The 24,170-nt window shown below is 69.1% G+C and carries 21 protein-coding genes; 17 read left to right on the top strand and 4 right to left on the bottom strand.

Annotated elements, in window-relative coordinates; genetic code table 11:
• Positions 1 to 194 precede the first annotated feature (194 nt).
• Entirely contained in the window at positions 195 to 698 is a 504-nt protein-coding gene (locus OXU32_16675; GenBank protein MDE0075591.1) for a hypothetical protein, read from the bottom strand.
• A gap of 344 nt (positions 699 to 1,042) precedes the next feature.
• Here OXU32_16675 and OXU32_16670 point away from each other — a divergent pair, with 344 nt between their 5' ends.
• The 17 genes from OXU32_16670 to tkt all read left to right on the top strand — a co-directional run bounded on the left by OXU32_16670 (position 1,043) and on the right by tkt (position 18,963).
• Positions 1,043 to 2,782, top strand: a complete 1,740-nt coding sequence (locus OXU32_16670) for an ATP-binding protein (protein ID MDE0075590.1) — start codon at positions 1,043 to 1,045, stop codon at positions 2,780 to 2,782.
• A 7-nt stretch (positions 2,783 to 2,789) separates the two neighbouring features.
• On the top strand, positions 2,790 to 2,999 hold the full coding sequence (locus tag OXU32_16665) for a hypothetical protein (protein ID MDE0075589.1): 210 nt from the start codon (positions 2,790 to 2,792) through the stop codon (positions 2,997 to 2,999).
• 239 nt (positions 3,000 to 3,238) lie between these two features.
• On the top strand, positions 3,239 to 4,063 hold the full coding sequence (locus OXU32_16660; GenBank protein MDE0075588.1) for a TauD/TfdA family dioxygenase: 825 nt from the start codon (positions 3,239 to 3,241) through the stop codon (positions 4,061 to 4,063).
• Entirely contained in the window at positions 4,060 to 4,398 is a 339-nt protein-coding gene (locus tag OXU32_16655; GenBank protein MDE0075587.1) for an STAS domain-containing protein, read from the top strand. The genes OXU32_16660 and OXU32_16655 overlap by 4 nt, the downstream gene beginning before the upstream one ends.
• Positions 4,399 to 4,439: 41 nt before the next feature.
• A complete protein-coding gene (gene hisG / locus OXU32_16650; GenBank protein MDE0075586.1) occupies positions 4,440 to 5,300 on the top strand; it encodes an ATP phosphoribosyltransferase in 861 nt (286 codons plus the stop codon).
• On the top strand, positions 5,297 to 6,589 hold the full coding sequence (gene hisD, locus OXU32_16645) for a histidinol dehydrogenase (protein ID MDE0075585.1): 1,293 nt from the start codon (positions 5,297 to 5,299) through the stop codon (positions 6,587 to 6,589). The genes hisG and hisD overlap by 4 nt, the downstream gene beginning before the upstream one ends.
• Positions 6,586 to 7,713 (top strand): aminotransferase class I/II-fold pyridoxal phosphate-dependent enzyme, encoded by a 1,128-nt coding sequence (locus OXU32_16640; GenBank protein ID MDE0075584.1) that lies wholly within the window; start codon positions 6,586 to 6,588, stop codon positions 7,711 to 7,713. The genes hisD and OXU32_16640 overlap by 4 nt, the downstream gene beginning before the upstream one ends.
• A gap of 2 nt (positions 7,714 to 7,715) precedes the next feature.
• Positions 7,716 to 8,312, top strand: coding sequence for an imidazole glycerol phosphate synthase subunit HisH (gene hisH, locus OXU32_16635; protein MDE0075583.1), 597 nt, complete (start codon positions 7,716 to 7,718; stop codon positions 8,310 to 8,312).
• A 55-nt stretch (positions 8,313 to 8,367) separates the two neighbouring features.
• On the top strand, positions 8,368 to 9,081 hold the full coding sequence (locus tag OXU32_16630; GenBank protein MDE0075582.1) for a 1-(5-phosphoribosyl)-5-[(5-phosphoribosylamino)methylideneamino] imidazole-4-carboxamide isomerase: 714 nt from the start codon (positions 8,368 to 8,370) through the stop codon (positions 9,079 to 9,081).
• A gap of 28 nt (positions 9,082 to 9,109) precedes the next feature.
• Complete coding sequence (locus OXU32_16625; GenBank protein ID MDE0075581.1) at positions 9,110 to 9,661, top strand: imidazoleglycerol-phosphate dehydratase; 552 nt, start codon at positions 9,110 to 9,112, stop codon at positions 9,659 to 9,661.
• 7 nt (positions 9,662 to 9,668) lie between these two features.
• Positions 9,669 to 10,454: an imidazole glycerol phosphate synthase subunit HisF gene (gene hisF / locus OXU32_16620; GenBank protein ID MDE0075580.1), complete on the top strand. Its 786-nt coding sequence runs from the start codon at positions 9,669 to 9,671 to the stop codon at positions 10,452 to 10,454.
• Positions 10,451 to 11,215, top strand: a complete 765-nt coding sequence (gene hisIE, locus OXU32_16615; GenBank protein ID MDE0075579.1) for a bifunctional phosphoribosyl-AMP cyclohydrolase/phosphoribosyl-ATP diphosphatase HisIE — start codon at positions 10,451 to 10,453, stop codon at positions 11,213 to 11,215. Before hisF ends, hisIE begins: the two co-directional genes overlap by 4 nt.
• Positions 11,212 to 12,105: a prohibitin family protein gene (locus tag OXU32_16610; protein ID MDE0075578.1), complete on the top strand. Its 894-nt coding sequence runs from the start codon at positions 11,212 to 11,214 to the stop codon at positions 12,103 to 12,105. The genes hisIE and OXU32_16610 overlap by 4 nt, the downstream gene beginning before the upstream one ends.
• A gap of 25 nt (positions 12,106 to 12,130) precedes the next feature.
• Positions 12,131 to 13,195, top strand: a complete 1,065-nt coding sequence (locus tag OXU32_16605; protein MDE0075577.1) for an aminopeptidase — start codon at positions 12,131 to 12,133, stop codon at positions 13,193 to 13,195.
• Between the two features lie 67 nt (positions 13,196 to 13,262).
• On the top strand, positions 13,263 to 14,285 hold the full coding sequence (locus tag OXU32_16600) for an alpha/beta hydrolase (GenBank protein ID MDE0075576.1): 1,023 nt from the start codon (positions 13,263 to 13,265) through the stop codon (positions 14,283 to 14,285).
• 36 nt (positions 14,286 to 14,321) lie between these two features.
• On the top strand, positions 14,322 to 16,775 hold the full coding sequence (gene leuS, locus OXU32_16595; GenBank protein ID MDE0075575.1) for a leucine--tRNA ligase: 2,454 nt from the start codon (positions 14,322 to 14,324) through the stop codon (positions 16,773 to 16,775).
• Between the two features lie 145 nt (positions 16,776 to 16,920).
• Positions 16,921 to 18,963 carry a transketolase gene (gene tkt / locus OXU32_16590; protein MDE0075574.1) on the top strand — a complete coding sequence of 681 codons (2,043 nt, stop codon included), beginning with the start codon at positions 16,921 to 16,923 and terminating at the stop codon, positions 18,961 to 18,963.
• 91 nt (positions 18,964 to 19,054) lie between these two features.
• On the opposite strand, the gene OXU32_16585 is transcribed toward tkt, so the two are convergent.
• The 3 genes from OXU32_16585 to OXU32_16575 all read right to left on the bottom strand — a co-directional run bounded on the left by OXU32_16585 (position 19,055) and on the right by OXU32_16575 (position 24,119).
• Positions 19,055 to 20,437, bottom strand: coding sequence for a Fic family protein (locus tag OXU32_16585; protein ID MDE0075573.1), 1,383 nt, complete (start codon positions 20,435 to 20,437; stop codon positions 19,055 to 19,057).
• 411 nt (positions 20,438 to 20,848) lie between these two features.
• Positions 20,849 to 21,016: a hypothetical protein gene (locus tag OXU32_16580; GenBank protein MDE0075572.1), complete on the bottom strand. Its 168-nt coding sequence runs from the start codon at positions 21,014 to 21,016 to the stop codon at positions 20,849 to 20,851.
• Between the two features lie 25 nt (positions 21,017 to 21,041).
• On the bottom strand, positions 21,042 to 24,119 hold the full coding sequence (locus tag OXU32_16575) for a DUF5107 domain-containing protein (protein MDE0075571.1): 3,078 nt from the start codon (positions 24,117 to 24,119) through the stop codon (positions 21,042 to 21,044).
• Between the last annotated feature and the right edge of the window lie 51 nt (positions 24,120 to 24,170).

Raw genomic sequence — 24,170 nt, 5'->3', positions numbered from 1 at the left:
TACGGCGTCAACCTGCCCGGCGGCCTGAGACTGGACCTACACGGCAGCTACGGTGACGCGGGCGGAGGACCCGGGTTCGGCCTGAGCGTCGGGAGGCCGGCGTCAGCGGCGGTGAAGTCCGAAGGATAGGGTTCGGCCACGCGCCGCTTCGCCATAACCCCCTATGCGGTCGATCCCGTACACCAGCCGACCGCTCATCGTGCACGACGGATCCCCGCGACAACCGCCAGTGCAATCGCCAGAGTCAGGCATAGCAAGGAAGCGACTCCCTTGAGCGACGTGAACAGCGAGGCGGCGGCCACCTGCCCCGTGGAAATGTCGGGGTAGCGCGTCAGCATGAGCACGATCTGGATGTTCTCGCCCAGATCGATCAGCGCCGCCGCAACAGGCAGGTAGGCCAGCCTCCACCAACGCTCCGCGGGTCGGCACCGGTACACGAGTCCGGCCAGAAAGCTGGCGTAGAGGACCGGGAACAACGTGTCCAGGGTCACGCTGGCCCACGCATAGACGCGGCGCCCCGATTCGCCGTAGCCCTCCAGCGCGGCAAGAGCCTCGGCGTACGTGTAGCCATCCCGGACATCGAGCGTCTCGCCACCGATCGGCAGGGCCGGAAACACCGCCAGAAGGAGCACGAGGCCGGAGGCCATGGTGGCGCACAGCGCCAGCGTCCCGCTGCAAAACTCGAAGTACTTTCTCATGACATCCCTTCGCGGGACACTGAATCCGGCGGGATGAGCCCGGTGGCGACATCCCGTGGTCTTCGCCGCACCCACCAAAGGTGGAAGCGGGGACTACGGAAGTCCAGCTTCGGGGATCTGCGGATATGGTGGCTCCACAACGGCTCCCGCACGCGGTTCGACAGGCCCGTGCGCCCCGCGCGGGAATCCCGCCGATTGACTCCCGTTTCCCCGCTTTGTCAGCTCGGTCCAGCAAGGTCCAGTACAACGGCAGGAAACGCAGATCGTGCAGCCCTGTAACCAGTTAGACGACTTCCTGTCGGGATATTGGACTCTGGCGACCCGCTGGGCCAACCGGCGCCCCGGTGTCGTTCAACCGGGAAGCGCGCCGCATCGTCGACGCGCTGAATATCCCCGGGTCTACTCCGGCGCAACTGCTGGACAGGATCACATGTCACCGGGCGGACGGAAGAGAGGTCGCCCTGGCGGAGTTTTCGCTCGCGCAGCTCCTGAGGACGGCGGAGACAGTGCGCGCCGAGGAGATGACGCTTTCGGTCCCCGATGGCCGGAGCGTGACCACCCTGGTAAACTCGACGCCGATCCAGGAGGAGGACGGCACGGTCCTGAGGGTCGTCGTCACGCTGCAGGATATGGAGCCGCTGGAGGAACTGGAGCGCATGCGCGCCGAGTTCCTTGGAATCGTGAGCCACGAGTTGCGCACACCGCTGATCTCGATCAAGGGCTCCACGGCAACCGTTCTGGGCGCATCGCCGGCGCCGGATCCGGCCGAGATGCTGCAGTTCTTCCGGGTCATCGACGACCAAGCCGACCGCATGCGCGGCCTGATCGGCGAGCTGCTCGACCACGGGCGCATCGTGACGGGCACACTGTCGGTGTCGCCCGAGCCGGTGGAGGTCGTCTCCCTGATAGACCCTGCGCGGAGCGCGTTCGTGAGCGGCACGGGTCGGCACGCCCTCGAGATCGACCTGCCCGAAGACCTGCCTCGGGTGCTGGCCGACCGGACTCGCATCGTCCAGGTCCTGGGCAACCTCCTGTCGAACGCTGCGAAGTACTCTCCCGAATCGTCGCCCATCCGGATCGACGCCCAACGGGAAGGCGTGCATGTCGCGATCTCCGTGAGCGACGGGGGCCGTGGCGTGCCGCCGGACCGGCTGTCGCATCTGTTCCGCAAGTATGCGGCGCCGACGGGCGGAGACCGGGAGCGAGGCGGGGCGGGGGCCGGGCTGGGCCTGAGCATCTGCAAGGGCCTGGTGGAGGCGCACGGGGGCCGGATCTGGGCCGAGAGCGGCGGCGTGGGACAGGGCACGCGGTTCACCTTCACGGTGCCCGTGGCCGAGGAGCCCGCCACCGCTGCCCCGGGTCCGGCCCGGGCCGGCCGGCGCATGGCGGTGGAGGACCATGAGGAGACGCGCATCCTGGTGGTCGACGACGACCCCCGGATGCTTCGGTACCTCCGGGACGCGCTCACCGGGGCGGGCTACGCCCCGGTGGTGACCGGGGACCCCGAGGAGGTGGCCGGCCTCATCGCGATGCACAAGCCCGGGCTGGTTCTGCTGGACTTGCTGCTGCCGGGGACCGACGGCATCGCGTTGATGGAGCGGGTACCGGAGCTGAGCGACCTGCCCGTCATCTTCATCTCCGCCTACGGACGAGACGAAGCCACGGTCCGGGCGTTGGACGCGGGCGCGGCCGACTACATCGTCAAGCCGTTCTCTCCATCGGAGTTGACGGCCAGGGTGCGGGCCGCGCTTCGACGGGTAGCCGGGCCCGAGCCTTTCGTCCTGGAGGAACTGACCATCCGGTACGACCAAAGGCGCGTCGCCGTCGCCGGCCGGTCCGTGCAGCTCACCCCCACCGAGTACGAGCTGCTGCGCGTGCTGTCGGTCAACGCGGGACGGGTGCTGACACACGAGTCGCTGCTGCGCCAGGCGTGGCCACGAGGCGATCGGCGCCCGCCCGACCCCAAACTGGTGCGGGCCGTCGTGAAGCGGCTGCGGCGCAAGCTGGGCGACGACGCGGCCAACCCGGCCTACATTCGCAATGAGCGCGGGGTTGGCTACTTCATGCCCGCGGGTTCTCGCTGAAGGCAGTGTGGACTACCGCGTCGCGGACGGGCTCACGATCGGCAACAGGATCCGCTACGCGACCGGCCTCGGGGCATTCCTGAGCGAACCGCGCGAGTGGGACCAGCTCCGCAGCCACGATTCGTCGGTCGGTCGTGGCTCACGTATCCTGTACACGGTCGAGACGCGTGACACCAGCGCGTTCACGATGATCCTCATCCTCAGGTACGATCCCTGAGGATTCGCCGGGCTCGCAGGGCCCGACCGAAGCGCCCGCTCCCGGGTCGATTGGTTGCTCGCGAACACCTTTCGTGCCAACGTGTTTCCGCACTCCGGCGTGTCCGGTCCCGCCCGTGCGGGCCGGAGCCGGAACCTCATCCTGATTCCGGCATACTTCGGAGACCGCAACACCGCCCGTTGGGCGGGACGAACCACGCCGTGCGCCGGATCAGACCGTCGTCGACACCGGATTCCGCCATGAGTCGAAACGCCATCACCTTCACGCCGGTGACCCCCGTAATCGGCGCCAACGTCGACGGGATCGACCTCGGCAATCTCTCGGACTCCGAGTTCGCCGTTCTGTACGAGGGCCTCATGGCCTACGGGGCGCTCTTCTTCCGCGACCAGGACATCTCCATCGAGAGCCACAAGCTGCTGGGACAGCGCTTCGGCAAACTGGTCGCGCATCCCAACGACCCGGGGGTGGACGGCCATCCCGAGGTCATGCCGATCCACGCGGACGAGAACTCGGTGCGCGCGACCGGCGAGGAGTGGCACTCCGACGTGTCGTGCGACCCGCTCCCGCCCATGGGCTCGATCGTGCGCATGCACACCGTCCCCGAGACCGGCGGAGACACCCTGTTCGCCTGCATGTACGCCGCGTACGCAGCCCTCTCCGAGCAGATGCGGGCTCTGCTCGACGGCCTGCAGGCGGTGCACGACGGCGCGCCCTACTACCAGCGCGTGAATCGGCTGCTCGACCGCGACAGCGGAGGGCGCACCTACCCGCGGGCGGAGCACCCCGTCATCCGCACCCATCCCGTCACCGGCCGCAAGGCGCTCTTCGTCAACAAGCTGTTCACGCAGCACATCATCGGCCTTCCCGCCGGCGAGAGCCGGGCCATTCTCGGCTTCCTGTTCGACCATGTCAGCCGTCCTCACTTTCAGTGCCGCTTCCGCTGGCGGCGCAATTCGGTGGCCATGTGGGACAATCGGTGCACGCAGCATCACGCGATCTGGGACTACTGGCCCGCAACCCGGTCGGGATACCGCGTAACCATCCAGGGAGAGAGGCCAGAATGAAGATCCGGAGCGAACATCAGGACCGGGCACTCGTCGTGACCGTGAGCGGCCGAATCGACTCCGGCAACGCGCGCGACTTCCAGTCCGGGATGGACGGCCTCCTCGACAAGGGAGGCAGGGGCGTGATCCTGGACTGCGAGCAGCTCAGCTACGTGAGCAGCGCCGGGCTGCGCGTCCTGCTCCGGGTCACCCGGCATCTCGACCAGAAGCACGTCCCCTTCGTGGTTTGCTCGCTGTCCCCCATGATCTCCGAGGTCTTCCAGATCAGCGGCTTCGACAGGATCATCCCGGTCGCGACCTCCCGGGCCGACGCCCTCGCCACCCTTCCCCGCTAGCAGCCATTCCCGGACCGGACGGGGAGAATCGCGTGCCGCCCCTGAGAATAGCGCTGCCCAACAAGGGCCGCCTGTCGAAAAGCGCCCTGGCGCTCCTGCGCAAGGCCGGGCTGCGCGCCCGCATGCGCAGCGACCGTTCGCTCACGGCGCCTCTCGGCAACGATCATCAGGCCATCTTCCTGCGGGCGGCCGACATCCCGGAGCTGGTGGCGGACGGAGCGGCGGAGGTGGGCGTCACGGGCGCGGACCTGGTCGCCGAGAGCGGCTGCGAGGTGCGGGAACTGCTGGACCTGGAGTTCGGCCGATGCCGGCTGGTGGTGGCGGTGCAGGATGAGAGCGACATCCGCGGCATCGCCGACATCCCCGCGGGGACGCGCGTGGCCACCGCCTTTCCGCGGCTGACGCGATCGTATTTCGAGAGGTTCGGCATCGCGGTCGAGATCGCGACCGTGTCGGGGGCCGCCGAAATCGCGCCCCATCTGGGGGTGGCCGAGATCATCGCGGACCTCACGGCGACGGGCTCCACGCTGCGCGTGAACGGGATGCGGGAGGTGGAAACCATCCTGGAGTCCACCGCCCGCCTGATCGCGGGCGAAGCGGTGCTGGACCAGGCCGACTTCGGCGACAGGATCTCCGAACTCTGTCTGGCGCTCGAATCGGTCCGCTTCGCGCGCGAGAAGCGATACCTGATGGCGAACGTGCCGCGTGACCGGCTGGATGAGGTCAGGCAGGTGATCCCCGGCATTTCCGGGCCGACCATCGTCGAAGTGATGGGAGGGGGGCCCTGGGTCGCGGCGCACGCGGTGGTCGACGCGGATTGCCTTTCCAGCACGATTCCGCGGCTGAAGAAGCTCGGGGCGGAGGGCATCCTGGTCACCGCGATCGAGAGGCTGATGCCTTGAAGCTGGCCTTCGATGCGCCCCTGGAGGCGATGGGTGCGGATGAACGCCGCCTGCTGCTGGAGCGGCGCCCTCCCGAAGAGGCGGGCGTGCGCGAGGCTGTGGCCGCGATCGTCGCCAACGTGCGCGCGCGCGGCGACGACGCCCTGCGCGAACTGGCGCGCGAGCACGACCGGGTCGAACTGGATGTCCTGGAAGTTCCGCGCGCCCGCTGGCGGGAGGCGGCGCGCCGGCTCTCCGCGGACGTGACCGCCGCGCTCGAGCGCGCAGCCGCCAACATCGCCGCCTTCCACCGGGCACAACTGCCCGCCGACTGGGAGATGGAGACCGAGCCGGGCGTGGTTGTCGGGCGGCGCTGGGTGCCGCTGGCCGCCGCCGGGGTGTACGCGCCGGGCGGCCTGGCCGCCTACCCGTCCAGCGTCCTGATGGGGGTGATCCCCGCCCGCGAAGCCGGGGTCGGGGAGGTGGTGGTGTGCTCCCCGCCCGGGCCGGACGGCGAACCCCCCGGGGCCGTCTTGGCGGCGTGCGCGCTGGCGGGCGCTTCCCGGCTGTTCGCAGTGGGGGGGGCGGGCGCGGTGGCGGCCATGGCATACGGCACCGAGTCGGTACCCGCGGTCGACGCGGTGGTGGGGCCGGGAAACCGCTGGGTCACCGAGGCCAAGCGGCAGGTGGCGGGCGACGTGGTCATCGATGCGCCCGCCGGGCCCTCCGAGATCGCCGTGGTGGCGGACGGCACCGCGCCCGCCCGGCTGGTCGCGCTCGAGATGGCCGCCCAGGCCGAACACGACCCCGACGCATCGGCCGTGCTGATCACGCCCAGCGCCCGCCTCGCATCCGCGGCGCGGCGGGAGCTCATGGCGGTCGTGGCGGAGTCGGCGCGGCGGCAGGTGGTCGGCGAGGCGCTGGCCACCCGCGGCGCGATCGTCCTGACGCGCTCGCTGGACGAGGCCACCGGCTTCGCCCGCGCGTACGCGCCCGAACACCTCGCGCTCTACGTCGCCGACCCGGACGCGGCCATGGAGCAGGTGCCCACCGCAGGCACGGTCTTCCTGGGCCCTGCCAGCTCGGTCGCCTTCGGAGACTACATGACCGGCGCCAACCACGTCCTTCCCACCGGGGGCCTGTCGCGGTCGTATTCGGGCCTGTCCGCCGACCACTTCGTGCGCTCGTTTACCTGGCAGCGCATTCTACCCGAGGCGGCCGCGTCGCTGGCGCCTCCGGTGGCTCGCCTCGCCCGGCTGGAAGGACTCCCCGGACACGCCGAGACCGCTCTTGCAAGGATCGCCCCATGACCCCGTTTCCCCGCGAAGGCTTTCGCGCTCTCAGGCGCTACACCCCGATCGAGGACCCGGTTGAAATCGAGCTCTCCGACAACACCAACCTCTGGGGCTGCCATCCCGACGCTCTTGCGGTGATGCGCGACGCCGCCTCGGGCGACATCTCCAACTATCCGCAGGCCTACTCGAGCGATCTGCGCGACGCCGTCGCCGACACGTTCGACGTCCCCGCCGAGTGCGTCATCACCGGATGCGGCTCCGACGACGTCCTGGACTCGACCTTCCGGGCGGTGTGCGATCCGGGTGCGCGGGTGGCGTTTCCCAACCCCACATTCCTGATGATCCCGCACCTGCTGGTCGTCAACAGCCTGCAGGGGGTTCCGCTGGGAGACGCGCGCCGGCCGCCCTCGCCACGGCAGCTGCTCGATGCCGGCGCGGACCTGATCTACGTCTGCACCCCCAACAACCCCACCGGAACAGCCCTCTCCCGGGCCTGGATCGAAGAGCTTCTGGACGGCGTGGGAACTACTGGTCCGGTGGTCATCCTGGACGAGGCGTACTACGAGTTCAACGTGGCATCCCCCGGCTACGACCCGGGCGACACATCGCTCGTGGAACGCGCGCTCGCGGTTCCGCGCATCATGATCGCGCGCACCTTCTCGAAGGCGTACGGTCTCGCCGGGCTGCGCGCAGGGTTCGGCATCGCCCACCCGGATCTGCTGGGCGAAGTCGAGAAGGCCCGCGGTCCCTTCAAGGTCGGTCTGCTCGCCGAACGGGCGGCGGCGGCGGCGCTGCGCGACCGGTCGGGCTGGCTCGAGCCCACCGTGCGCGAGATCGTCGCGTGCCGCGAACGGCTGGTGGCCGAACTGCGCCGGCGCGGCGGCGACCCGCTGCCCTCCTCAGCCAACTTCATCATGCTGCCGGTGCCGGCTCCCGCGGTCGAGGTTACGCGGGAGATGATCGCCCGGGGCATCGCCGTGCGCCCCTTCCCCAATGTGCCCGGGGTGGGCGAGGCGCTGCGCGTGACGGTGGGCCCCCCGCCGGTCATCGAGCGCTTCATCGAGGCGTGGGAGGACATCTGCCGCCCGGCCGCCGGGGATGCCGGCCAGGAAGCCATCGCGGCGGAGGCCGCCGGATGACGCTGCGCGTCGGCGTCTTCGACTACGGCGCGGGCAACCTGCATTCCCTGGTCAAGGCCATCGAGGTCTCGGGCGCGTCCACCCAGGTCTACACCGACTGTCGGGACGCCCTCGCGGCGGACGCGCTGGTGCTTCCCGGGGTGGGTTCCTTCGCGACCGCCGCTCGCGCCCTCTCCGGCGGACGAGACGAGGTCCGCGAGGCGCTGGAGGAGGGCCTGCCGTGCCTGGGGATCTGCCTCGGCATGCAGATCCTGTTCGAGGAAAGCGACGAGGGCGGCGGCCCGGGAATCGGCTTTCTGGGGGGACGCGTGGAGCGGCTGCGGGGAGAGATCGTGCCCCACATGGGATGGAACGACGTGGCCGCGGGCGGCGATCCGCTCTTCGCCGACACGCCGGACCTCATCGCCTACTACGCCAACAGCTACGTCTGCCGCCCCCGGGACGAGGACTCGGTGACCGCCTGGTCCGAGTACGAGGGCGACCGCTTCGCGGCCGCCGTGCGGCGCGGGCGCTGCTGGGGGACCCAGTTCCATCCGGAGAAGAGCTCCCGGCCCGGGCTGCGCGTCATCGCCAACTTCCTGAAGGAGGCGGCGCGGTGACCGGGAGATCGGCTCGGCGCACGCGGGGGCTCGAAACGACAGCCGGGTCTCCGCCGTGATCGCCGTCCCCGCCGTCGATCTCAGCGGCGGTCGCTGCGTCCAGTGGGTGGGCGGGCTTCCCGAGACCGAGCAGGTCTCCCTCCCCGACCCGGCCGCGGTCGCGGCGCGCTGGTGGCGCAAGGGCTTTCGCACCCTGCACGTCGTGGATCTGGACGCCGCGCTGGGCAGGGGCGACAACCGCGCCCTGGTGCGCGAACTGATCGCCGGCACGGAGGCGGTCACCCAGTTCGGGGGCGGGGTGCGCGACCGCGAGGGCATCGAGCGGGCGCTCGCGGCCGGCGCCGACCGGGTCATCGTGGGCACCCGGGCCGTGGAGGACGCCGCGTGGCTCGCCCGCGCGGCCGCAACATTCCCCGACCAGGTCGTGGTCGCGGCCGACATGCGTGACGGGATGGTGCTGCGCCGGGGCTGGACCCGCAGCAGCGAAACCACCATCGAGGACTTTCTGGCGGCGTTGGACGATCTTCCGCTGGCGGGCGTACTGTGCACGGACGTGGCGCGCGAGGGCCGCGTGCAGGGCAGCGACCTGCGTCGAGCCGGGACCGTCATCCGGGCGTCGCCGCATCCCGTATGGATGTCCGGGGGTATCAGTTCCGTCGAAGAGTTGCGGAGTCTGGGCGGGATGGGAGCCGCCGGAGCGGTCCTGGGTATGGCCCTCTACGACGGTACCCTGCCCGCCCGGGCGGTAGCGCGCGACTTCGGCGGATGAGGCAATCGAAAGGCAAGGAGCGGTGACGATGGCCCAGATCCTGCGCGAGACCGGCGAGACGCGGGTCCGCGTCGCGGTGGACCGCGGAGACCGCCCTCCCCGCATCGACACCGGGGACGGCTTTCTCGATCACATGCTCGTGACGTTCGCTCGCTACGCCGGGCTGGAGCTCGAGGTCGAGGCGCGCGGCGACCTGCACCACCATCTCGTGGAGGACGTGGCGATCGCGCTCGGGATGGCGCTGGCCGACATCGTCCCCGAGCACGCGGCGCGCTACGGCTGGGCCCTGGTCCCGATGGACGAGGCGCTGGTCGAGGCCGCGATCGACACCGGCGGGCGCGCGTTTTACGCCGGCGATCTTCCCACGAGCCTCGCCGATCACTTCTTCCAGAGCCTGTCAACGCATCTCGCCGCGACCCTGCACATCCGCGTCGTCCGGGGCCGCAACCGCCATCACGTGATCGAGGCCGCGGTGAAGGCGACGGGGTTCGCCCTGCGCCAGGCACTCGAGGAGGGCGACAGCGTCTTCAGCACCAAGGGCGCGGTGCGGGTCACCCGCGATCCCGCTCCCGACAACTAGGTCCGGCATGCTCCGCCCGCGCATCGTGGTCTGCCTGGACGTCCGCGACGGACGCGTGGTCAAGGGAACCCGCTTCGTGAACCTGCGCGACGTGGGCGATCCGGTGGAGCTGGCCGGCCGCTACGAGGCCGACGGGGCCGACGAGGTGGTCTTCCTGGACATCACCGCGTCCCACGAGGGTCGCGCCACGCTGCTGGACACGGTGCGCAGGACGGCGGAGGCCCTGTTCATCCCGCTGACGGTCGGGGGCGGCGTGGGAACCGTGGACGATGTGGGCGCGCTGTTGCGGGCCGGTGCCGACAAGGTGAGCGTTAACTCCGCCCTCGCCCGCGAGCCGGAACTCGCCGCCGAGGCCGCGGCGCGCTACGGCAGCCAGTGCCTTGTCGCCAGCGTGGACGCGGCCCGCGAGGGGGATGGATGGCGCGTGTACACGCACGGGGGCAGGTTGCCCAGAGACCTGGACGCGGTCGAGTGGGCTGCAGAATGCGCGCGCCGGGGGGCGGGCGAGATCCTTCTCACCAGCATCGACCGGGACGGCTCGCGCATCGGATACGATCTGGAGCTGACCCGGCAGGTCGCCTCGCGGGTATCGGTACCCGTGGTGGCCTCCGGCGGGGGTGGTTCGGCGGAGGACGTGCTGGATGTGCTCACCGCGGGAGGAGCTTCGGCCGCCCTGCTGGCCGGCATCCTTCACGACGGTGTGACCACCGTGACGAACATAAAGTCCGCACTCACGGCGCGCGGGATGTCGATGCGCGCTTCGAACGGCGCTGAAAGGAGCAGCCAGAGATGACCGTCCCACCGGATGCAGGGACCCGAAACGGGCCGCCGGCCACGCTTCCCGGCCGCCACATTCAGCATACCCGCGACCTGGCCTACGTCAGTTTCGACTCCGATGGCCTCGTTCCCGCGATCGCACAGGACGCCAGGACCGGCGAAATGCTCATGCTGGCGTACGCCAACCGCACCTCTCTCGCCCTGACCCTGGATACGGGCCAGATGTATTTCTGGTCCCGAAGCAGAAAGGAGATCTGGCGCAAAGGCGCGACATCCGGGAACGTACTCTCGCTGGTATCGCTGCATATGGACTGCGATGCGGACGCGGTGCTGGCGAAGGTGCGCCCGGCCGGGCCGGTATGCCACACGGGGACGCGAACCTGCTTCGTCGACCCGGGGAAGCACGAACCGGAGCCGACCGCCGCCGCGTCCGAGGAGGACGACCCGGAGGGACGACCCACCTTCCGCGGGGGCGAGGTGCTGGACAATCTCTGGGTCACCCTGCGCTCGCGTGCCGCGGAAATGCCGCCGGGAAGCAACACCGCGCGCCTGCTCGCGGACAGGAATCTCCGTCTGAAGAAGCTGGGCGAGGAGCTGGTGGAGCTGACCGTCGCCCTGACCCGGCGCGACCCCGCGGCGATAACCGGGGAAGCGGCTGACCTGCTGTACCACCTGATGGTCGCGCTGATGGGTGCCGGCGTCTCGCTCCACACCGTCGGCGCCGAACTCGCCCGCCGAGCGGGCGACGATCCACCTGGAAGGAGGAATGACCCATGACGTCCGCATTGCTTGCCATACTCACCATCGTCGCCGGCGGGCTCATCCGCCTGTTTTCCACCACCACGGGCCGCAATCCCGGCATGACCCGGCTCATCTCCTACGGGGTGATGGCGGCAGGCGTCGCGCTGCTGGCGATGAACTCCGTCATCCTGATCGATGTCGGCGAGGTCGGGGTGGAGCACTTTCTGGGACGGGTCAACCAGCGCGCACACGCGCAGGGGGTCCACGTCGTGAATCCCCTCGCGAACATCGAAAAGATGTCGGTGCGCGAGCAGAGCTTCCCGCAGGGAGGGACCGTCGAGCGCATCGAGGCACAGACCAGCGAGCAGTTGAACGTGACGCTGGAGGTGTCGGTTCTCTATCAGATCGAGCCCAGCCGGACTCCCACGCTCTTTCAGGAGCTGGGGACGGAGCGCCAGATCACCGCGGCCATCGTACTCAACTCAGTGCGCAACGGAGTCCGCGACGCGGTCGCAACGCGCTCCATCAACGAGATCTTCTCCCCGGACCGGGCGGAGCTGTCCGACAACATCGAGGCCGCCATCCAGGCCAGCGCCGAGGACCGCATCAACGTGGTGCAGGCGTTCGTGCGCGACATCCAGGCCCCGGAGGGCGTGCGCCAGGCCATCGAGGAGCGCCAGCAGCGCGAACAGCAGGTGGCCCAGGAGCGCTTCCAGACCGAGATCATCCAGGAGCGCGCCCGCCAGCAGATCGAGGAGGCGAGGGGCATCGCCGAGGCCCAGCGGATCATCTCCGAGGGCCTGACCCCCGAGTACCTGACGTTCCACTACATCGAGAAGCTGGGCGAGCTGCCCGCGGGTTCGGTGGTGTACGTGCCCACCGAGGGCGGGATCCCCCTGATGCGGTCCCTCGGCGGGAGCGACTAGCGGCCCGCAGACCGCTACCCGGTTGATGGGAAGGGGAAGGCGCCTGCTGCTGCTGGGGGTCGCGGCCACCGCGCTGGTGGCTGCGGCGACGTCGTGCTCACCCCTGTACGTCCTGCGCGCGGGATGGGAGGAGGCGCGCATCCTCACGGCCCGGCGGCCGATCGAGGACGTCATCGTCGACCCGGACACCGACGACCGCACGCGCGGCAAGCTCACCTTCGCCCGCCTGGCGCGCGCCTTCGCCATCGAGGAGCTGGGGCTCGATGTCGGCGACTCCTACACCACCTACACGCACCTCGACCGCGACACTCTGGCGATGGTGCTGTCCGCGGCCGAGCAGGACCGCCTGGCGGCGAGGACATGGTGGTTTCCGGTGGTGGGCCGGGTTCCCTACCGGGGATTCTTCGACCTGGACGATGCCCTCGACGAACAGCGCAAGCTGGAAGACGAGGGATTCGACACCTGGCTGCGCCCCACCTCCGCCTTCAGCACCCTGGGGTGGTTCTCGGACCCGCTGATGTCGACGGTGCTGCGCCAGGACGAGATCGGGGTGGTGCAGACCATCCTGCACGAAGTCTCGCACGCCCACCTATGGGTGCCGGGGAGCGTCCGCTTCAACGAGAGCTTCGCCACCTTCGTGGGCGACGCCGGCGCGGCCGCGTTCTTCTGCGCCGACTCGGGCGAGATCCCGACCGTGCGCTGCACGCGCGCGCGGCAGCGGTGGGGCGATGCGATGAAGTTCTCGGTCTTCCTGGACGGCCTGGTGGCGGACCTGGAGCGCGTTTACGGCGATGCCGGGCTCACCCGCGAGGAACGCCTGTCGGCGCGTGAACGGATCTTCACGGAGGCGCTGGAGCGCTTCACCGCCGAAGTGCAGCCGACCTTCGAGGCCAGCACCTACGCGGGGTTCGTGGACACTCCGCTCAACAACGCCACGCTGCTCGCGCGCATGCGCTACTATCACCGGTTGCCCGACTTCCAGGCGCTGCTCGATGCACACGGCGGCGATCTGGGCTCGGCCATCGCGGCGATCAAGGCGGGGACCGAGGAAGCCGGGGACCCGTTCGAGGTGCTCGGTAACCCGGGATAGACGTACAATGGACGAAATTCGCCCCAACCGACCCCGGCAGTGGACATGCAGCGACAGGAGAAGACCAATGACCACCACCGCAAGCCCCACGACGCACATGTGCGCCGCGCTGTCACTCGCCGCGCTGCTGGCCCTCGCGCCGCCGCATCCGGGCGCGGCGCAGTCCCATAGCCCGCCCGCCGAGCCGCCCGCCGAGTGGGGGCCGATCTCGATCAACCTGGAGGAGTTCGAGTACCCGCATCCGGTGGAGTTCATGAACCTGCGCGTCTACGACCAGGATGTGCGGATCGCCTACATGGACATCGCTCCGGTCGGGCCCGCGAACGGTCGCGCCGCGGTCTTCCTCCATGGAGGCAGCTACTACGGCTGGTACTGGAAGAGCCAGATCGAGGCCCTCGCCAACGAGGGGTACCGGGTCGTCGTGAAGGACCGGCTCGGCTGGGGAAAATCGTCCAAGCCGATTCTGCCGTACAGCATGAGCCTGCACGCCTCGAACACGGCCAGGCTCATGGAACACCTCGGCATCTCCGAGGCCGCTGTCATCGGACACTCCATGGGCGGGCAGATGGCGACCCGTTTCGCCTTCCTGTATCCGGAGAAGACGACTCATCTGGTCACCATCAACCAGATCGGTCTGACCGACAACCGCGCCGGGCGCGGGTTTCGTCCGTTCGATGGCGAGATCGACGCCGACCCGGACCTCCAGCGCGCCTACGAGGCGGACGTGCGGACCGACACGCGCCGCTACGTGGAGTGGAAGCCGGAGTACCTTGACCACCTGCGCATCCGGCACGGCCAGCGGCTGAGCGGGGACTGGCCCCGGCTCGCGTACGTGCGCCGGCTCGGCGGCAACCTGCGCTCGATGGACACCATCGTGGACGATTGGCCGCACATCAGGACGAAGGCGCTGATCCTCGGCGGCGAGATCGACGGACCGGACTTTCCCGCCAACGCCCGCCGGGCCGCCGGGATCCTGCCCAACGGGGAGCTCTTTCTCATCCCGAACATCGGCCACAACCCCCACGAGGAGGCGCCGGACATCGTCAACGCGGAGCTGATCCGCTTCCTGGGCACCGATCCCCGCGAGTAGCTTGCGAGAGGCCGGACCCGGGGCGAACGTATGGGCATGGAAGAGAGGCCCTCCCCGAGCTACTCCCCCTCCCAGGTCGAAGCGAAGTGGCAGCGGATCTGGGAGGAACGCGGCGCCAACTCCTTCTCGACAGAGGAGCTTCGCGGTTCCCGGTCGCCCTACTTCAACCTGATGATGTTCCCCTACCCCTCTGCGGAGGGGCTTCACGTGGGCAACATCTACGCCTTCACCGGGGCGGACATCCACGGGCGCTTCCAGCGGCTGCGCGGCCACGATGTCTTCGAGCCCATCGGCTTCGACGCCTTCGGCATCCACTCCGAGAACTTCGCGCTGAAGCACGGGACGCATCCCATGGATCTGATCCCGGCGAACGTGGCCAACTTCACGCGCCAGCTGCGCCGCATCGGCGGGATGTTCGACTGGGATCACTCGGTGGACACGACTGCCCCCGACTACTATCGCTGGACCCAGTGGATCTTCCTGAAGCTGTTCGAGGCCGGGCTCGCGGAGCGCAAGAAGGCGCCGGTCAACTGGTGTACGTCGTGCAAGACGGTGCTGGCCAACGAACAGGTCGAGGACGGCCGCTGCGAGCGCTGCGACGCCACCGTCGAACAGCGCGTGATCGCGCAGTGGTTCTTCCGCATCAGCGACTACTCGCAGCGGCTGCTCAACAACCTGGACCACATCGACTGGTCGGAGTCGACGCGCAAGGCGCAGGCCAACTGGATCGGCCGCAGCGAGGGCGCCCGACTCGTATTCCCGGTGGCCGGCTCGGATGACGTGATCGAGGTCTTCACCACCCGCCCGGACACGATCTTCGGGGCGACGTACATGGTACTCGCGCCCGAGCACCCGCTGGTGGAGCGCATCACCGCCCCGTCCCACCGCGACGACGTGCGCGCGTACGTGGACCGCGTGGCCGCGATGGACGTGGTCAGCCGCCAGAAGACCGCCGGCGAGAAGAAGACCGGCGTCTTCACCGGAGGCTACTGCGTGAACCCCGCAACCGGGGCCGAAATCCCGATCTGGATCGCCGACTACGTGCTGGCGGGGTACGGCACCGGGGCGATCATGGCGGTGCCCGGCCACGACGAGCGCGACTTCGAGTTCGCGAACGAGTTCGGATTGCCGGTGGTGCGCGTGGTGGCGGGACCGGACGACGACGCCGACACCCCGCTCGACGAAGCCTACACCGACCACGATGCCGGCCACATGGTCAACTCCGGCCGCTTCGACGGGATGAGCGTCGCGGAGGGGAAGGCCGCCATCACCGCCGACCTGGCGGAGCGGGGACTGGGCGAGCAGCAGGTCAACTACCAGTTGCGCGACTGGTGCATATCGCGCCAGCGCTACTGGGGCCCGCCCATCCCCATCGTGTACTGCCCCGAGTGCGGCGCAGTCCCGGTTCCCGAGCGCGAACTGCCGGTGATCCTTCCCCGCGTCGAGGACTTCAAGCCCGACGACGACGGCGTGAGCCCGCTCGCGCGCGTGGAGTCGTGGTACAGCGTGGACTGTCCGGCCTGCGGAGCCGCCGCGCGCCGCGAGACCGACGTCTCGGACACCTTCCTGGACAGCTCCTGGTATTTCCTGCGCTATCCCTCGGTCGGAGACGACGCAATCGCCTTCGACCCCGACATCACCCGGCGCTGGCTGCCGGTGAACAGCTACATCGGCGGCAACGAGCACGCGGTGCTGCACCTGATGTACGCGCGCTTCATCACCATGGCGCTTCACGACATCGGGCTGCTGGACTTCGAGGAGCCCTTCACCCGCTTCCGCGCCCACGGCATCATCGTCAAGGACGGGCGCAAGATGTCGAAGACCAGGGGCAACGTGGTCACGCCCGATCCGGTCATCGAGGAATTCGGCGCCGACACCTTCCGCCTGTACCTGATGTTCCTGGGACCCTTCACCGAGGGCGGGGACTATCGCGACGACGGCATCCGGGGACCGCTGGGCTTTCTGAGGAGGCTCTGGGACGCCGTGCTGCGCGCCGCGGACAACGACGCGGACCCCGATCCCCGCCTCGAGGGGCAGCTCCACCGCACCATCGAGCAGGTGACGCGCCAGATCGCGGACCTCCAGTACAACACCTGCATCTCGGGGATGATGGAGTACCTGAACGCGGTGCGCGCGGGGGGACGGCGGCCGGCGCGGGCCGAGATCGAGCCCGTGGTGCTGATGGTGGCGCCCTTCGCGCCGCACATCGCCGAGGAGCTGTGGGAGCGGCTCGGGCATGGAGGCGGCGTCTTCGGACGCGCCCGCTGGCCCGAATACGATCCCGAGAAGGCCAGGCGGCGCATCGTCAAGCTTGCGGTACAGGTCAACGGCAAGGTGCGCGGCACCATCGAGGGGCCTTCGGAGATGAGCCGGGACGATGCGGAGGCGCTCGCGCGCGAGCAGGAGAACGTCGCGCGCTTCCTCCAGAACGGGTCCGTGCGACGGGTGATCTACGTGCCGGGGCGGCTGATCAACCTGGTGGTCGGGTGAGGTTGTTCCGTCCCGACGCGCGGCCGCGCCACGCGAACCCCATCCGCTGATGCGACGTTCCACGTCCTCGCCGCCCGTCGACTATGCGTTTTACACAATTTACGCATTTTGCGTATTTGCTCCCGCATCCTGAGGAAAGGCTGAAATGCCCGCTTCCCCGCTTCCTGACCCCGCACTCTCGCGGCTCGCCGTCGACGCCGTGCGCGTGCTCTCCATGGACGCCGTGCAGAAGGCCAACTCCGGGCATCCGGGGGCTCCGATGGGGTTGGCGCCGGTGGGGTATCTGCTCTGGACCCGGCACCTGCGCCACAACCCGGCGAACCCGGAGTGGAGCAACAGAGACCGCTTCGTGCTGTCGGCGGGGCACGCGTCGATGCTCATCTACTCGCTGCTGCATCTGACCGGATACGACCTGCCGCTGGAGGAGATCCGGCAGTTCCGGCAGTGGGGTTCACGCACACCCGGGCACCCGGAATACGGGCACACGGTGGGAGTCGAGACCACTACCGGCCCGCTCGGTCAGGGAGTGGCGAATTCGGTGGGGATGGCGCTCGCCGAGCGCTGGCTGGCGCACCGGTTCAACCGGCCCGGGCACGCCGTGGTGGACCATCACACCTGGGCGCTCTGCTCCGACGGCGACCTCATGGAGGGGATCTCGCACGAGGCGGCGGAGTTCGCCGGACACCAGCGTCTGGGCAAGCTGATCTGGGTGTTCGACGACAATCAGGTCACCATCGACGGCGGGACGGACCTCTCCTGCTCCACCGACCACGAGCAGCGCTTCCGCTCGTACGGGTGGGACGTGCGCCGGGTGGACGACGGCACCGACCTGGCCGCTCTCGACGCGGCGGTCGCGGGGGCAAGGGCGGAGACGGAGCGGCCTTCCCTGGTGGTCGTGCGCACCACCATCGGGTACGGCAGCCCCGGCAAGGCGGGGTCGTCGTCGTCGCACGGCGCGCCGCTGGGGGTGGAGGAGGTGGGCGCCACCAAGCGCAACCTGGGCTACCCGTCCGGCGACCCCTTCCACGTGGAGGCGGAAGCGCTGGCGCACTGGCGGGAGACGGCGGCGCGGGGGGCGGGGCTGGAGGAGGAGTGGCGGGGCCGGTGGGAGGCCTACCGGGCGGAGCATCCGGCCGCGGCCGAGGAGCTGCGGGCGGCCCTGGCGGGCGAGCTGCCGGCCGACTGGGACGCGGACATCCCCGACCTGAGCGCGCCGCCGAAGCCGCTCGCGACCCGCGTGTACTCCGGGCAGGTGCTTCAGGGACTGGGCCGGCGCATCCCCAACCTGCTGGGCGGCTCGGCCGACCTGGCCGGCTCCAACAAGACCACTCTGCCCTGGGAGGACAACCTGCTCGCCGGGACGCCGGGCGCGCGCACCATCCATTTCGGCGTCCGCGAGCACGCCATGGGCGGCATCCTGAACGGGCTGGCCCTGCACGGCGGCGTGCGCCCGTACGGGGGCACCTTCCTCATCTTCTCGGACTACATGCGCCCGTCGATCCGGCTGGCGGCGCTCATGCATGTGCCGGTCACCTACGTGTTCACCCACGACAGCATCGGCGTGGGCGAGGACGGCCCCACCCACCAGCCCATCGAGCAGCTGATGTCACTGCGCGCGATCCCGGGCGTGCTCGACCTGCGACCCGGCGACGGGCCCGAGACGGCGGAGGCGTGGCGGGCGGCGCTCGCGTACGCCGGCGGGCCCAGCTTCCTGGCGCTCACCCGCCAGGCGGTGGCGATCATCGACCGCGACGAGGCGGCCCCCGCGAGCGGGCTGCACCGCGGCGGCTACGTCCTGCTGGAAGCGGACGGCGGCGACCCGGAGGCGATCCTCATCGCGAGCGGCTCCGAGGTGGGGGTTGCCGTGCAGGCGCGCGCGGTGCTCCAGGCGGAGGGCGTGCCAACGCGGGTGGTCTCGCTTCCCAGTTGGTTCCTTTTCTCCCGTCAGCCGCAGGGTTACCGCGACGAGGTGCTTCCTCCGGAGGTCAGGGCGCGCGTGTCAGTGGAAGCAGGAACCACGGCCGACTGGACCCGCTGGACCGGCGACCGCGGCGCCTCGGTGGGCATCGACCACTTCGGGGCGTCGGCCCCCGGTGCGGTGCTGTTCGAGAAGTTCGGGATCACGACGGAGGCGGTGGTGGCTAAGGCGCGCGCGCTGGCGAGAGTGCCGGAGCCGGTGCCGGGATAGCCCTCAACGACGCTTCCGACCGCGACGCGCGGAGAGGTCACACGGTCCAGCTTGCGGGCACGGAGCAAGTCCGCGTCGGAGCGTGGCAGAGTCACTCTTGCTCCGCTGAACGATGGTCGATCTCGGCCATCATGGCCTGGCTGACAAAGTCTTCGGTGCGATCCGCTTCCGCACCAAGCGTCAGCACCTCGGCGTAACGAACACGTTGGACGAAGATGCGCCTACCGTCGATCTCGACCGAGAACACCACCCCTTTTTCGTCGAATTCCCAGATGAGAAAGAGCTCAAGCGAAAAGGTCTTCCCTTCGCGACCCGCGTAGTCCCGCCAAAGAGATCTGCTCTCCAACCTGAGCCTTGGTTCGTTGGAGAGCCGAAATCCCGGCACCACCACATACTCCTTCAGGCTTTCCCACAGGCGACTTCCGAACGAGCCTACGCCTTGGACGACGTCTCTCTGACCGCGTTTGACAAAGAACTGCCAACTGCTAGCCGCAAACAAATCACCCAAGGGCTCAAGCGTCTCCTTGACACGTTGAAACGTCGGACGAATCCGTTGGCTAACAATATCGTCCAGCAATTCGACATCGGACGCCTTCGGCTCATCAGCCCTGTGGCGTCGGACGAAGAAAGCAATCTCCTTTCCTACATCCTCGCTCTCTCGGAGTGATTCTCCCTTCGCAGCTCGGATCGCAAGGCCAAGCGACCACAGGACACTCTCCAGCATGAACCCCTCAAGCGGCGCCATTCGACCCAGATCGGCGTTCTGCAGCGCCCCGATGTAGCGGTCCCGCTCGGCGCTCTTGATCACCATCGGAGGCAAACCGGACCTCAGCAGAACGTAGTTGGTCAGAAGCCGCGCGGTTCGCCCATTTCCGTCATCGAACGGATGAATGCGCAGGAAATTCCAGTGTGACCGGGCCAGAAACAGCGGCAATTGCGACTCGCTCATGTCCGAGTCGCGCAAGTCGCGCCGAAAGTCATGGACCCACGCCTGCATGAGCGCCGGCGTCTCCTCGGGCTCCGCGAACCGATGGATTTCCCCGGTAGCAGTTCGTACGTGGTTCGGCTGGGTCTTGTACTCACCCGGAACGATCCGTTTCCGGGTCTGCTGCCCGTCCGGGGTCTGTGCAATGTGCCAGAACGGCTCCTTGAGAAGCATCTTGTTCAGATCCCGGATGTCGCCCTCTCCCAGGATCCGCTCTGCGGTGGCCAAGTGTCGCGTATGGTCGATAGCCACATCGTGCGCCTTCATCTCCTCGTAGTGCCGCATCGGGTGCCCACCGGATGTGCGGCCGAAGATGAGCAGCAACTCGGTCTCGTGGTAGGTAAGCGTGTTTCCCTCGATGTGGTTGCTGTTGTAGTTCCACTCGAGACGCAGTTTCCTCCACAGCCGCTCGTCATCTTCCTCACGCATGGTTGCCCGGCGTTCCCGCCATGCCGCGATCGCCACCGCCAACGCCTTCGAATCCATCATCCTCCCCCGCACGTTCCGTCCGTCTCCGTCCCCGCGGCTCGTACCCCGCCGGGCGGAGGCTGCACCAATGTGCAAACTGACACATGAGAGTTCCAAGTTCTCTCCCTCACGGCCCCAACACCCCCACCGGAATAACGCCCACGCCATCGGGCCGCTGGTATCCGTGACCGCTGCCGGTGATGACAGCGAGCGCTGCCGGCTGACCGGTGCACCCAATCGTGGTTTTGCAACGATATCGGTCGTGCTTTTGCAATCGATGTGACCGACTATTTGCAATGCCATCAATCGTGTCTTCGCAATTCCATCAGCCGTGGATTTGCAATTCGCCCGGCTCCGCCCAGGGACACGTTCCCAATCGGCTACAGGCTTGCAGCTAGCCCTGAACCGTGGTCCGAAGCGGCGTCCGCCAGATCACTCTGCCAGTGCCCGGCAACTCCTTACGTGCGCTTCCTGCTCGGCGGTCTCGATGGCGCGCCAAGACCGCGATTCGCGCACGCGGCTGATCGCATCCTCCGGCGGCGTGCCGAGTTCGACCATGAGCCGCGGGGTGTCGAAAGCCAGGCATCCCCCGAGACCCACCAGCATCCTGCATGGGCTGAAGGCGCTACCTGCCGGCGACACGTCCCGCCGTCGCGAGCGCGCGGCGGACAAGGGCTTGCTCGATCATTTCAGTCGGCGACGCCGCGCCGGCGGGCGAATCGGCGCGGGCGCGCAGTGCGTCCGCGGCCTCGGCATCCGCAGACCCGCCGCCGGGCCCACCGCCCACATCCCCGACAACCCCGAGCAGAAACCGCACCATCCGCTCGTCCGGATCGAAGGGACGGCCCTGACCGAGCGATTCCGGCCACTCGAGCGCCGTCTCCAGATGGCCACGAGCGGCCGCGCGATTCCCGGCATCGAGTTCGTCCAGCGCGGCCCCGACATGCGCGAACTCGTACAGGCGGTGGCTCTCGCGGGCGTTCTCCGAGGGAAGGACGCGCGTCTCCGCCAGAATCCGGATCGCCTCGCCGTTGTCGCCCGCCTGGAGGAGGCCGCGCACGTGGAGGAGGTCGAGGTTGAAGTCGCCCGGGAAGAGTTCCCGGCCCCGATCGGACGCCTCCAGCGCCTCCGCCCATCGTCCAGCCTCCTGCAGGTGCCGGACGAGGGCGATGCGGAGGAGACGGCTGTCGGGATCCAGGGCGGCCGCGCGACGGAAGTCCGGCCCCGGGTCACCGCCCATCGCCTCCGCCAAGTGCGCGCGCGCCGCGTACGCGGGTCCGTAGTCGGGTTCGTCGCCGAGGGCTGCCAGCACGTCGGCCGCTTCGGCGTCGCGGTCGAGCGCCCACAGGTTGAGGCCCAGCAGGTAGCGCCAGGCCCAGTGCGGGTCTTCGGCAGCCGCCCAGCGCAGCACCGGCAAGGTCTCGGGCCGGTAGGGGAAGGCGAAAGCGGGATCGACCCCGCCGCGCAGCATGTCGGCATCGTCAGCCAGGAAGGCGCGCCACGCCGCGGCCACCGGGCCGCCGGCCACCTCGTCAGCCAGCTCCAGCAGGTAGGCGGCATCGTCCGGCAGCCCGCGGTTGGCGTAGCCCACGGCGAGTTCCAGCAGCGTCTGCTCCGGATACTCGCTCCGCATCGATGCGGCGAGGCGGGCGGCGGCCCCGTCCGCGGGCTCTCCGTATCGATCGTCGCGCGCCGCGAGGTACCGTTCGGCCAGGAAGAAATGGTTGAGTGGATCAAGCTCGAGCAGCTCCGCGAGCACACGCGCCGCGCCGATCCCGTCCCCCGCCAAACGCGATGCGATCGCCAGCACTTCCCGGGCCGGAATGCTCCCCTGATCATGTTCGAGCGCCAGCGCGGCGTTGCGGCGTGCCGCCGCCAGATCTCCACCGTCGAGCGCCAGTTCCGCCAGCCGAACGCGCGCCGCGGCCCGGAAGGCCACCGACCGAGCCGCCCAGCCGAACGAGTCGAGCGCGTCGGCGCGGCGCCCCAGGGCGAGGTACAGGTTCCCGGCAAGGAAGTTGGCCTCCGGATCGTACGTGTCGAGCTGGAGCGCACGGCGCGCATGGACGAGGCCCTCCTCGTAGCGGGCCGACCTCAGCGCCAGCGCGCCGAGACCCAGCAGCGCCTGCCGATTCCACGGTTCGGCGGCGAGCGCCCGGTCGTAGAGCGCCCGCGCCTCAGGGTAGAGCCGGCCACGCGCCAGCTCTCGTGCCTCGAACACGAGCCGATCCGTCTCCGGGAGGGCATCCCAGGCCTCGGCGTTCGTCGCGAACGGCCGGGACAGCGCGCGATCACCATCGAGTCCGCAAATCCCGCCAAACCCGGCCTCTCCCGGATTCGAGCAGCCCTCCAGACCGAGTCCGGGCGCCGAAACGCGCCAGGGGCCGTCGGGGTCCACGTCGAACTCGACCACCACCGGCTCCAGCGGTTCGAGCGCCACCGTGCGCGCCCCCACCTGTTCGCCGCCGGACCACGCAGTCACCGTGTCGGCACTTGTCCCGAAGGCCTGAACCACCACCCGAAGGCGGCCATCCTCCTGCTCGACGTGCATGGCGCCGTGGGGAGAAGCGTCGGTCAGGCCGCCGGTCCCCTCCAGCGGAAACCAGACCTCCGTCCAGCGGCTGGCCGAGAGAGGCTCGAACCCGGCCTGCGAGATGGGGTTGCGATCCGCCCCCGGCTGGTACTGCACGTGCAGCCGCCCCGCCTGGAACTCGACATATTGCCCGTCCGTGTCGGTGAGGAGGTCCTCCCAGATCCCGCCTTCGCGCGACAGCGCCCAGAGCCACATCTTGCGCCCGGGCATCTCTTCATGCGGCGCCCAGTGTCCCCAGCCGTAACCATCGTCGTGATAGTAGCCGCCGAAGAAGTCGTTCAGCGCGCCCACGACGTGGTACGACTTGCTCCTCCCGAACGCGTTGTTGCTGTAGAAGGGCAGGAAGCGCCCGTCCTCGTCCGCGGGCCAGGAGCGCACCCGCCCGGAGTGCTCCAGGTAGGCGTTTCCGGGCACGAACAGCTCCAGGTCGTCCTGCGCGAAGGCCGCGGCCGTCATCCAGTTGTAGTAGGGCTGCTCCAGCGGGGTCGGATTGTACCAGAGAACGTGCGTCTCGAAGGCGGCCCGGTCCGGAGGCAGGCGTATCTCGACGCGCCACGGGGTGCGCGACGGGAGGTCCATGGCGCCCACGATGGCGCTCACGCTGCCGTCCGCGTTCTCCCGCAGGTCATAGTCGACGGGGGTGGCGGTGGCCGGCGTGTGCCCGATCACCCCGAAGTTGAATTCGATGCCGCCCGAGGTCCACGGGCCGCGCAGGGCGATGTCCCGGAATTTCATCACCTCGTTCCGGTAGATGAACTCGTGGCCGGTCGCCTTCACCACCGCGCCCCACACCTTGCCGCCTACTTCGGGAAGGACGAAGACCTCGATGAGATCGTTCTCCATCCGCACCACGTTCCATTCCCTCGGCTCGGGCGTCGCCGCGTATCCCTCGAAGGTGTGGTAGGGATACAGCCTGCGGTCGGTGGCGAGCACCGGCACGGGATTCGGGTCGGAGAACGGATAGGTTTCGAGGACGCGCACCTCCTCGGAGATGCGGGCACGCGGCCCGGGGGGCGCGCACGAGGCGGTGATCATGACGGCGCACAGGATGCTCGTGCCCAGCAGCCCCTGTTGAACCACCGACGGCATGCGAGCGCCCGCGTGTCTCACCCATACGCGTCGTTCGACGCTGCGCTCCGGCCAAATCGCCCTGCATCCAGC

It is taken from the genome of Gammaproteobacteria bacterium (assembly GCA_028819075.1).
Taxonomy (GTDB): Bacteria; Gemmatimonadota; Gemmatimonadetes; order Longimicrobiales; family Gaopeijiaceae; genus BD2-11.
Note: the sequence above shows the minus strand (reverse complement) of the source record. Positions and strands in the feature narration are given on the sequence as shown.

Coding starts and splice junctions, on each gene's coding strand:
- OXU32_16675 (MDE0075591.1), bottom strand. CDS start 698: ATGAGAAAGTACTTCGAGTTTTGCAGCGGGACGCTGGCGCTGTGCGCC.
- OXU32_16660 (MDE0075588.1), top strand. CDS start 3,239: ATGAGTCGAAACGCCATCACCTTCACGCCGGTGACCCCCGTAATCGGC.
- OXU32_16655 (MDE0075587.1), top strand. CDS start 4,060: ATGAAGATCCGGAGCGAACATCAGGACCGGGCACTCGTCGTGACCGTG.
- OXU32_16640 (MDE0075584.1), top strand. CDS start 6,586: ATGACCCCGTTTCCCCGCGAAGGCTTTCGCGCTCTCAGGCGCTACACC.
- OXU32_16625 (MDE0075581.1), top strand. CDS start 9,110: ATGGCCCAGATCCTGCGCGAGACCGGCGAGACGCGGGTCCGCGTCGCG.
- hisF (MDE0075580.1), top strand. CDS start 9,669: ATGCTCCGCCCGCGCATCGTGGTCTGCCTGGACGTCCGCGACGGACGC.
- hisIE (MDE0075579.1), top strand. CDS start 10,451: ATGACCGTCCCACCGGATGCAGGGACCCGAAACGGGCCGCCGGCCACG.
- OXU32_16610 (MDE0075578.1), top strand. CDS start 11,212: ATGACGTCCGCATTGCTTGCCATACTCACCATCGTCGCCGGCGGGCTC.
- OXU32_16605 (MDE0075577.1), top strand. CDS start 12,131: ATGGGAAGGGGAAGGCGCCTGCTGCTGCTGGGGGTCGCGGCCACCGCG.
- OXU32_16600 (MDE0075576.1), top strand. CDS start 13,263: ATGACCACCACCGCAAGCCCCACGACGCACATGTGCGCCGCGCTGTCA.
- leuS (MDE0075575.1), top strand. CDS start 14,322: ATGGAAGAGAGGCCCTCCCCGAGCTACTCCCCCTCCCAGGTCGAAGCG.
- tkt (MDE0075574.1), top strand. CDS start 16,921: ATGCCCGCTTCCCCGCTTCCTGACCCCGCACTCTCGCGGCTCGCCGTC.
- OXU32_16585 (MDE0075573.1), bottom strand. CDS start 20,437: ATGATGGATTCGAAGGCGTTGGCGGTGGCGATCGCGGCATGGCGGGAA.